The organism is Selenomonas sp. oral taxon 149 str. 67H29BP (genome assembly GCF_000146365.1).
GTDB lineage: Bacteria > Bacillota > Negativicutes > Selenomonadales > Selenomonadaceae > Centipeda > Centipeda felix.
Genome location: NZ_GL397087.1, coordinates 1,804,220 through 1,812,787 on the forward strand (window position 1 = coordinate 1,804,220; position 8,568 = coordinate 1,812,787).

The following is an 8,568-nucleotide window of genomic DNA, read 5'->3' on the forward strand; positions in this document are numbered from 1 at the left end:
CGTAAAGGAGCAGTGATGATGCAGGGCCGTGTCTATTTCTATGCCGTCAGCGCAGTCCTCATGTGGTCGACGACGGCGGCACTGGTGAAGAGCCTCCTCACGGCGATCCCGACGTATGAGGCACTCTTTGTGAGCAGTCTCGCGGGCTGTCTCTTTCTCATCGTCATGCAGCTCGTGCGTGACGGCGGACGCGTGTTCCGCGCCTACGATGTGCGCGGTTATGCGGCGATGGCGGGGCTGGGCTTTCTCGGGATCTTCCTCTACTCGGGGCTCTACTACTACGGGCTTTCGCAGCTCACCTCGCAGGAGGCGTGCATCCTCAATTTCCTCTGGCCGATGATGATCGTCCTCTTTGCGGCGTTTCTCCTCGGGGAGCGGATCACCGTTCGCACTGCTGCCGCCCTCTTCCTCTCGTTCTCGGGGGTCGTGGTGCTCACGCTCGGCGGGGAGGGCAGCGCCGAGGGAAATGGAATGCTCGGCGCCGCCGCCTGCATACTTGGGGCACTTTGTTACGGCCTTTTCTGCGTGCTGAACAAGCGGCGGAACATCGATCAGACCGTGATGATGGTCGTGGCGTGGGGCGTGACGGCACTGTGCTCGCTGCCCGTGACGCTCATCATGGAGGAGTGGGTCACGCTCTCGTGGAAGCAGTGGGGCGGGCTTCTCTGGCTCGGGATCTTCATCGATGCCGTGGGCTATCTCTGGTGGGCAATGGCGCTCCAGCAGGCAACGAACTCTGCTGCCGTCGCGAATCTCGCCTACGCCGTGCCGCTGCTCTCGCTCGTCGTCTCCGCCCTTACCCTCGGCGAGCGCATGACGGGGGCGGCACTCCTCGCGCTCGTCCTCATCATGGGCGGGATATTGCTCCAGAATGTGCGGCGGGGGCGTGGGTAGACGAGGTTTACTTTGTATCGATCATGCGCCAACGAACGGATGAGAACATGGCGTCGAGCATATCATCAGTGATCTCGCGGTCATCGGCTCTGTATTCAAACATGACAACCCAATCCTCTGTGTCGGTACAAACGAAGAGATATTCCATCTTAAAAATATGCCACTCCCCGCTTTGAAAGCGATAGGGATACATGACGGAAACACGTTTGACAGGAGTGCTGCCCAGTCGTAATGATTCACTGCGCAAAACGGTCCAATCTGCTGTATCATTTTCGGTGAGGCGATCCAGTGCTTTTTCGATGATCTCCTCTTGGGATGGGCGGGAGAGGGGGGCGTCATTTGACGAAGGAGGCTCGTAGAGGCGGTGGAAGAGGGCAAAAGCGATGTGTTCATTCTTGCTGGTGAGAAAATATTCATCGGAATCTCTATACCTGCGAAAAGGTCTTCTTACATCAAACGGCAGGCTGATGTACAGTGCATGCCCCCGATCCTTGAGCACATTGTCGTGCAGTCCCCATGGCGGGGGAACGTCTTCTGTGCCCTCGCCCGTAAAAAAGAGCACCTCATCGCAAACGTTTTCCGTCTGTGCCGAGACGGTCGGCATGAACAGGAGTACAGCGCAGATGGTCAGCGCATAGATTGTTTTGATGGACATAATAGGCTTCCTTTCGTGTGCCCCGGGAACCACGGCTGAAATGAAGTTGGTTGATCGGCGCAGACGTTTTCGTCCGAATGAGGCAAAAAAGGGACGCACAGCAAGGGCTGCGCGGAGAATTTTCCGTCGAAGTGCGGAAAAATGCGTCAAGGGGGGCTGTCTGAATGTATCCGCCGTTACCCTTGGCGAGCGCATGACGGGGGCGGCGCTCCTCGCGCTCGTGCTCATCATGGGCGGGATTCTGCTGCAGAACGTGCGGCGGGGCAGGAGCTCGAGGTGAGCCGCTCTATGCATGCTGTCTTTGGTGTTGGAGTAAGGATTATTCTTCCGTGTCCGTGCGGATCACTGCACTGTCCAGAAGGCTGGCTGCGTGGTAGGGGATGATCGGATCGCTTGTGTCGTAGATTACCTGAATACACCATACGTCGTTCTTATATGAGAGGAAAAGCACCTCGCCGATCGTTTCCCGTCCGGTTCTAAGAGACCACCACACCGTGAGCCGCCGCGCAGGAAAACCGTTTTGCAGCAGGGCTTCGTTGCGGCGCACTTCCTTCTTGTATCCATTTTGAGATGTCATAACACTGTCGATGAACCCCTCGACCATCTCATCGAGGCTTTGGTTGATTGGTTTTGTCTGCAGGTCGTCCTTTGCCGGGAAATGTAGCAGCATCATCGCCATGGCGAGTGGTGTCTTGTAGTAGTTGGCAAATTGATTGTTGACAAAGAGAGTGTCCCCTGTGCGTACCGTAGATTTGGCAAACGGCGTGTCCGTCGAGGGGATGTCCATCGTTAGGACAGAGCCGCGGTCGTGGAATTCGCCGATTTTGACGGACATAACAGGGATGGTCGGTGCAGGGAGATGACGTACCTCCTCCGATGTTGACTCTGCACTGGCGTATGACTGGATTTCTGCATGCACCGGTGCGCAGGCAAAAAAACATAGGAACGTAAGACACAGCGGCACTATTTGTCGGAACATTTACGAATTCCTTTCTCTAACGAAACGCGGCTGAAATGGAGTCGGTTGATCGGCGCAGACGTTTTCGTCCGAATGAGGTGAAAAAAGAGGACGCACAGTAAGGGCTGCGTGGAGAATTTTTCGTCGAAGCATGGAAAAACGTGTCAAGGGCCGCTGCCTAAATGTATCTGTGATTTTCTTGGCAGGTTCCTATGCGCCGATTTTTATGGAGGATAAGAGAACGGGGACAAGCTCCGCCAGTACCGTGTCCTCTGCATAAAAGGTCAGCTCGGCGATCCATGTATCTGTCTTGCCGCGGATGAGCAGGATCTCGGTGATGATGTTTTGACCTTGATAGTGCGCCTGCACGGTCAGCCGCTGTGCAGGGCAGCCGTTTTGAGATTGGACGTCGTCGCGGAGGATCTTTTTCTCGCTTCCCTGCGGGGAGGTCAGGATGCCTTGGGTCAGCAGCGTCGTTTGTTCGTTCAGGCGCTCCTCCATGGATCCGCTCGTTTGCTCTGCGTCCGTATCGGGCGTATGGATCAGCACGGCGGACAGGGCAAGAGGCGTGTCATCGTGTGAGAATCGGTTGCTGGTGAAGAATGTGCTCTCCGTGCGCGAGGTGTCGACGGAAAACGGCACCCCAGAGGTTGGCAGCTGCATTGTGAGAGCGCTGCCGCGGTCGCGGAGTGTTGTCGTGCTGAGCGCGGGGGAAGATGCATCGCCGTTCTCAGCGGCTCTCTTTGTGAACTCGATGGGCTGTATGCCGTCCATGTGAACGCGAGGCTCTGTCGCCTCGGCAGAGCTGAGTTTGACAGAGGTCAGTATCGTGTCGATACGCCTTTCCTGCTGTGTGCCCGGGGCGTGGCACAATATACTGATGCGCCAGATCCTCCCCTCGTCAGCAATGAAGAGAAAGTCACGCCGCGCAGCACCCCCGTTATAGGAGAGGCTGATCATCCATGCAGGATGTTTGTCCTGTGGGAGCAAATATTCACGGATGATGCGGGGGACGGAATTGGACGCGGGGATGGTGGAAATAAAATTGTGCGCATAGTCGGAGAGCTGATTTATCGTATTGCCGTCCTTGGAAAAGGCGGCATTTTCTTCGCAGGAGATTCCGATGTAGAGAGCATCACGGGCATCCCCTGACGAGAATGTGTTTCCGACAAATCCAAAATCGTTTCCCTCCGATTTCGTCGAAAAACGTCCCAGCTGGCAGTATTCGAGCGGCGGCAGCTCGATTGCGAGGCGTGCGCCGAATCCCTCCAGTGTCGTTGCCTGCAGAGATGCTGCCCCCGGGGTGGTCTCTGCCTTTTCCTGTGCCGAGACAGTTGCTGCAGCAAGGAGAAGAGCACAGACGGTCACTGCGAGAATCTTTCTGATGGACATGGGTGCACCTCGTTCTGTGTCTGTATTGCTGTGTGCAGGGGCGGATCAGCGCGGTTCGGGCAGTGCCGCATGGAGCGTCGCGCCGATCGGTGCGCGGATGACGAGCTCGGCACGGCGGTCGGCACGCGTCTCGCTCTTGTTGATGAGGACGAGATGTTCGCCGCGGAAGTAGTCGATCAGTCCCGCTGCGGGATAGACAATGAGCGACGTGCCGCCGATGATGAGCGTGTCCGCCGCGCGGATCGCCGCGACAGCCCCTTCGATCGTTGCGGGATCGAGACTTTCCTCATAGAGCACGACGTCGGGGCAGACAGTGCCGCCGCAGGAGCAGCAGGGGATGGGCGTGTGCTCCATGATGTAGTCGAGCTCGTAGTGCGCGCCGCAGTCCACGCAGTGTGCGCGGCGGATGGAACCGTGCAGCTCGTAGACAGTCTTGGAGCCTGCCGCCTGATGCAGCCCGTCGATGTTCTGTGTTACGATCGCCGCGAGATGCCCGCGACGCTCGAGCTCTGCGAGCGCGGTGTGACCCGCGTTCGGCGCAGCATCGAGATAGACGAAGCGCCGCCGGTAGAAGTCGAAGAACTCCACCGGATGCGCCATGAGAAAGCTGTGCGATGCCATCTGTTCGGGACTGAACTCCTGATGCAGCGTCTCACTGTATATCCCGCCCGCGCTGCGAAAGTCGGGGATCCCCGACTCCGTGGACATGCCCGCCCCGCCGAAGAAGACCGCGCGGCGGCTGGCACTGAGGATGGTGCGAAGTTTTTCGATGGAGTCCATCATTGTTCTCCTCTCGATATCCGGTATCCATAGATGGGGGTTATTTTTCTGTATCTTCGCCGACGCTCACAGAGGAGAGGAGGCGAGGAAGGAGATCAACCGTATTCGTATCATCGGCATTGCAGTCAAATTGAACGAGCCATGCTCCCGATGAATCGCCAATCCACAGGATTTCGACAATGGTATCTCTCTCGTGTGTGAATACGCTCATCGTCAGGCGCCGTGCGGGAGAGCCATTCTGTTTCAGTGTCTCGTTGCTGAGGATCTTGACATTGCGCATGAGGGGCGATGTCTGGTAAGAGAGGATGGTGCGGTCAGCGTCGTCTTTGAAAGGTTCGGCTGACGTCTGTGCCTTTCCTGCAGGAGCAGGCATATGCGTGAGCAGCGCTGCAAGGCGCAGCGGCACATCGCCGTTTAAAAATTTGTCATTGACAAATAGGGTGATGCCGCCTTTGAGCCTATAGATATAAAATGGACCATTAATGAGAGGTACTGACATCGTGAGGGCGGAGCCCTGGTCACGGAATCTCAGGTATTCTGTCGCCGATGAAAATCTTGAGCGGCTGACCGCATCCTCGGGAACCGGCTGGACTGACGTTGTTTTGGGAAGGGGCTTTTCTGCCTGAACTTGTCCGTACGGGTATAGGAACAGGAGCGGCACGAGCACGAGGCTCGGCAGGAATAATTTTTTCAGCATGATAGATCCTCCCTTATTCACATTCTACCGAAAGTAGGGGCGAAATGCAATGCCAGTCTGCGGCACAAAAAATACCTGCGCCCATGGGGCGCAGGCGAAAAAGGGAGGGCGGAACGATGTTATGCGTCGAGGTCGATGTCGAGGATGCCCGCTGCGTAGGAAGCCGCCTCATAGCGCTGAATGAGTACATGGATGTGTCCGTTGGCATCCATATAGATGTCCTTGGGCGCGGTCTCGAGCTTTTTGAAGTCCTTGGCCGCGCCGTTTTTCGGCTCAGCGAGGCGTTTGTTCAGTGACTCCAGCGTGTAGCGTTCGGCCTGCTTCTTTCGATCCGGCAGCTGCTGTACGTCGTCGAGAGTGAGCGCCTTGCCGTCGGACAGACGGAAGATATAGCCGTGAGCATAGGACATCGGATGCGCCGCGCTTTCCTCGGAGATGAACTGCTCCGTCTTCAGGCTGAGCAGTTCGTCGCTGCTTTTTGTGATCTCGTAGCTCATCTTTGCCGCAGGCGGCTTGCCCGCAACGCGTGCGGCGTCGATTTCCTGCATGAATGCCTTCACATCGTCCTCGATCACCATATTGATGCGCTGCTGTGCCTCAGGCGCATCGGCCTTTACGACGGGATAGGTGAGCGTCGCACCGTCGCTGGTCTCCTGTCCGTCCGTGACGGTTGCCATCGCAAATGCCGCGCCGGAAAGCATCGTTGTCATCGCCGCTGTAAGCGCCGCAGCGCGCAGAGTTTTCTTCATCATGGTTCCTCCATTTGTTCTTCTGTTGATTGCTGACGGATGATAGTGTAGCAAAAGTAATGGGGAACGGCGTAAGGAGGGGATTATATGTTGGTAAAAATTTGCGGATGCATGATTTCTTGATTTTTGCAAGAGGCGTGTCTATAATGAAAAATAGCTGACATGAGCCGCGCGGGGCCTATCGAAAGCGCGGATGATGAACCTTCTGGACGATTTTCTGCGGGGCGGCGCGGTTCCTGTGCCACCTGCGGAGGGAGGACGATGAAATGAAGACGGTCGAGATGCTCATTGATGGTGTACGTGTCGCAGGCGAGGGGACGCTCCCCGTCTATCACAAGGCGACCGGCGAGGTGATTGCGGAGATCTGCACGGCAGGGCAAAAGGAGGTGCGCGCGGCGGTGGATGCGGCGGAGCGCGCCTTCCACACGGTGGAGCTCAGCCCGTACGAACGCTACGAGATCATCATGCGTGCGGCAAATCTCATGCGCGAACGGCGTGAGGAGTTCGCAGAGGCGCTCTCGGCCGAGGCGGGCAAGCCCATCCGCGACGCACGCGGTGAGATCGACCGTTCCTATCAGACCCTTATCCTCTCTGCCGAGGAGGCAAAGCGTCTGCGCGGGCAGACGGTGCCGCTCGCGGGGGCGCCCGGCTGCGGCAATCGGATGGCGTTCACCATTCGCCGTCCGCTCGGCGTGGTCTGCGCCATCACGCCGTTTAACTTTCCCGTCAATCTCGCCGCGCACAAGATCGGTCCGGCACTCGCGGCGGGCAATACGGTTGTCTACAAGCCTGCCTCGGCAACGCCCCTCACGGCGTCGCTCCTCTGCGACGTGTTCGTGGAGGCGGGACTGCCTGCGGGCTGCCTCAACCTCGTCTACGGCGCGGGCAGTGCGGTCGGACGGCTGCTCACGGCGGACGAGCGTATCCGCATGTTTTCCTTTACCGGGAGCGTCCCCGTCGGCAAGGCGCTCCACGAGGCGGTCGGGTTTCGCCGCATCTCGCTCGAACTCGGCTCGAACTCGGCGAACATCGTCCACGAGGATGTTGACGATGTGGCATGGGTTGCGGAGCACTGCGCGCGGCATGCGTTCGTCAACGCAGGGCAGGTCTGTATCTCCTGCCAGCGCGTCTATGTCGCGCGCAGCATCTATGAGGCGTTCTGCCGCGCTGCGGTCACAGCGGCGGAGGATTTCCGCAGTGGCGACCTCATGGACGTACACACGCAGATCGGCCCAATGATCGCAGAACGCGAGGCGGAGCGCATCGAGGCGTGGGTGCGCGAGGCGGAGGCGGCAGGTGCACGCGTCCTCACGGGCGGCACACGGCGCGGTGCGTTCTATGCGCCAACCGTGCTCACCGATGTCACCCCGGCGATGAAGGTCGTCTCCGAGGAGACATTTGCCCCCGTGTTCAGCATCATCCCCTACGACACGATCGAGGAGGCGGTGCACATGGCGAACGACACACGCTACGGCCTGCAGGCGGGCGTCTTTACGCGCTCGCTCGCCGTCGCGAACTACTGCGCCGAGAACCTCGAGGTCGGCGGCGTCATCATCGGCGACGGTGCGACCTTCCGTATGGACAACATGCCCTACGGCGGCGTCAAGGACAGCGGCGTCGGCCGCGAGGGTCCCGCCTATGCCATCCGCGAGCTGACGGAGGAAAAGCTCATCGTGCTGAACGTCGAGGGATAAAGTTTTCATAGAAAAAAGAGCAGCCGTCGTGCGGCTGCTCTTTTTGCTGTCCGTTATTCTTTTCCGACGAGTTCTTTGCCCTGTTTGCCCGTGATATGGACGATGGTCATTTCGAGCATGTGGAATCGTTTCCATGCGCCGTCAATTTCGCGTGTATGCTGCTCCTCCGTGTTGTGCGGAGCATATTTGAGGGCGAGCTTGCGCGCGGTCGCCCGTTTTTCCGCATCATCCTCGACGATGCGGATGCGGCCGAATGCGACGACACTGCGGTATGCCGTGGTGTATTTTTCGGGGATGATCTCGTCGCGGTCAATGACGGCGAAGGAGACATTTTGGTTCTGCTGGAGGGCATCGACCTTGTGTCCCGTCACCGCCGTGTGAAAGTAGATGTGCGTGCCGTCGTAGACGTAGCTGATGGGGACGGCGTACGGGAACTCCTCATCACCCGCGAGGGCGAGAACGCCCGCTGTATTGCGGTGCAGGATTTCCTCGGTCATTTCCTTTGTGAGCTCTTGGCGTTTGCGGCGCATCGGACGGAACATATTTTTACTCCTTATACAAAAATGAGGCATCCGCGTAGATGCCTCTTTGTCATCGAGATGGTGGAGACGAAGAGGATTGAACTCTCGACCCCCAGATTGCGAACCTGGTGCTCTCCCAGCTGAGCTACGTCCCCATGACTGACAGGGGCTATTATAACCCGTGCGGGAGGAAAATGCAAGTGAATTTTTTGCATGGAGAGAGGATGG

At 58.0% G+C, this 8,568-nt stretch carries 10 protein-coding genes and 1 tRNA gene; 3 read left to right on the top strand and 8 right to left on the bottom strand.

What is annotated here, in order from left to right; translation table 11 throughout:
• Nucleotides 1–15 precede the first annotated feature (15 nt).
• Entirely contained in the window at nucleotides 16–894 is an 879-nt protein-coding gene (locus tag HMPREF9166_RS08510; protein ID WP_009753598.1) for a DMT family transporter, read from the top strand.
• A 7-nt stretch (nucleotides 895–901) separates the two neighbouring features.
• Here HMPREF9166_RS08510 and HMPREF9166_RS08515 read toward each other — a convergent pair whose 3' ends face one another.
• Complete coding sequence (locus tag HMPREF9166_RS08515) at nucleotides 902–1,549, bottom strand: hypothetical protein (RefSeq protein ID WP_009753599.1); 648 nt, start codon at nucleotides 1,547–1,549, stop codon at nucleotides 902–904.
• Nucleotides 1,550–1,589: 40 nt separating this feature from the next.
• Between HMPREF9166_RS08515 and HMPREF9166_RS13130 the strand changes: the two genes are divergently transcribed.
• Complete coding sequence (locus HMPREF9166_RS13130) at nucleotides 1,590–1,829, top strand: hypothetical protein (protein ID WP_009753600.1); 240 nt, start codon at nucleotides 1,590–1,592, stop codon at nucleotides 1,827–1,829.
• Nucleotides 1,830–1,868: 39 nt separating this feature from the next.
• Here the strand turns inward: HMPREF9166_RS13130 and HMPREF9166_RS08525 are convergent, their stop codons facing one another.
• From HMPREF9166_RS08525 to HMPREF9166_RS08545, 5 genes are all read right to left on the bottom strand, one after another.
• Entirely contained in the window at nucleotides 1,869–2,528 is a 660-nt protein-coding gene (locus tag HMPREF9166_RS08525) for a hypothetical protein (protein ID WP_102492911.1), read from the bottom strand.
• Between the two features lie 189 nt (nucleotides 2,529–2,717).
• Nucleotides 2,718–3,899 (bottom strand): hypothetical protein, encoded by a 1,182-nt coding sequence (locus tag HMPREF9166_RS08530; protein ID WP_009753602.1) that lies wholly within the window; start codon nucleotides 3,897–3,899, stop codon nucleotides 2,718–2,720.
• Nucleotides 3,900–3,944: 45 nt separating this feature from the next.
• Entirely contained in the window at nucleotides 3,945–4,679 is a 735-nt protein-coding gene (locus tag HMPREF9166_RS08535) for an NAD-dependent protein deacylase (protein WP_039981276.1), read from the bottom strand.
• A 40-nt stretch (nucleotides 4,680–4,719) separates the two neighbouring features.
• Nucleotides 4,720–5,376 carry a hypothetical protein gene (locus HMPREF9166_RS08540; protein ID WP_009753604.1) on the bottom strand — a complete coding sequence of 219 codons (657 nt, stop codon included), beginning with the start codon at nucleotides 5,374–5,376 and terminating at the stop codon, nucleotides 4,720–4,722.
• Between the two features lie 119 nt (nucleotides 5,377–5,495).
• Nucleotides 5,496–6,128 carry a PdaC/SigV domain-containing protein gene (locus HMPREF9166_RS08545; RefSeq protein WP_009753605.1) on the bottom strand — a complete coding sequence of 211 codons (633 nt, stop codon included), beginning with the start codon at nucleotides 6,126–6,128 and terminating at the stop codon, nucleotides 5,496–5,498.
• Nucleotides 6,129–6,391: 263 nt separating this feature from the next.
• On the opposite strand from HMPREF9166_RS08545, the gene HMPREF9166_RS08550 reads away from it, so the two are divergent.
• Entirely contained in the window at nucleotides 6,392–7,819 is a 1,428-nt protein-coding gene (locus HMPREF9166_RS08550; protein WP_009753607.1) for an aldehyde dehydrogenase family protein, read from the top strand.
• Between the two features lie 53 nt (nucleotides 7,820–7,872).
• Here the strand turns inward: HMPREF9166_RS08550 and HMPREF9166_RS08555 are convergent, their stop codons facing one another.
• Nucleotides 7,873–8,391 carry a pyridoxamine 5'-phosphate oxidase family protein gene (locus tag HMPREF9166_RS08555; RefSeq protein ID WP_083773708.1) on the bottom strand — a complete coding sequence of 173 codons (519 nt, stop codon included), beginning with the start codon at nucleotides 8,389–8,391 and terminating at the stop codon, nucleotides 7,873–7,875.
• Between the two features lie 28 nt (nucleotides 8,392–8,419).
• Nucleotides 8,420–8,495 (bottom strand) — tRNA-Ala (locus tag HMPREF9166_RS08560).
• Between the last annotated feature and the right edge of the window lie 73 nt (nucleotides 8,496–8,568).

Bases quoted from the DNA above. Each gene is read 5' to 3' on its own strand.
- HMPREF9166_RS08530 (WP_009753602.1), bottom strand. From the start codon at position 3,899: ATGTCCATCAGAAAGATTCTCGCAGTGACCGTCTGTGCTCTTCTCCTT.
- HMPREF9166_RS08540 (WP_009753604.1), bottom strand. From the start codon at position 5,376: ATGCTGAAAAAATTATTCCTGCCGAGCCTCGTGCTCGTGCCGCTCCTG.
- HMPREF9166_RS08545 (WP_009753605.1), bottom strand. From the start codon at position 6,128: ATGATGAAGAAAACTCTGCGCGCTGCGGCGCTTACAGCGGCGATGACA.
- HMPREF9166_RS08555 (WP_083773708.1), bottom strand. From the start codon at position 8,391: ATGCCTCATTTTTGTATAAGGAGTAAAAATATGTTCCGTCCGATGCGC.
- HMPREF9166_RS08550 (WP_009753607.1), top strand. From the start codon at position 6,392: ATGAAGACGGTCGAGATGCTCATTGATGGTGTACGTGTCGCAGGCGAG.
- HMPREF9166_RS08535 (WP_039981276.1), bottom strand. From the start codon at position 4,679: ATGGACTCCATCGAAAAACTTCGCACCATCCTCAGTGCCAGCCGCCGC.
- HMPREF9166_RS08525 (WP_102492911.1), bottom strand. From the start codon at position 2,528: ATGTTCCGACAAATAGTGCCGCTGTGTCTTACGTTCCTATGTTTTTTT.
- HMPREF9166_RS08515 (WP_009753599.1), bottom strand. From the start codon at position 1,549: ATGTCCATCAAAACAATCTATGCGCTGACCATCTGCGCTGTACTCCTG.
- HMPREF9166_RS13130 (WP_009753600.1), top strand. From the start codon at position 1,590: ATGAAGTTGGTTGATCGGCGCAGACGTTTTCGTCCGAATGAGGCAAAA.
- HMPREF9166_RS08510 (WP_009753598.1), top strand. From the start codon at position 16: ATGATGCAGGGCCGTGTCTATTTCTATGCCGTCAGCGCAGTCCTCATG.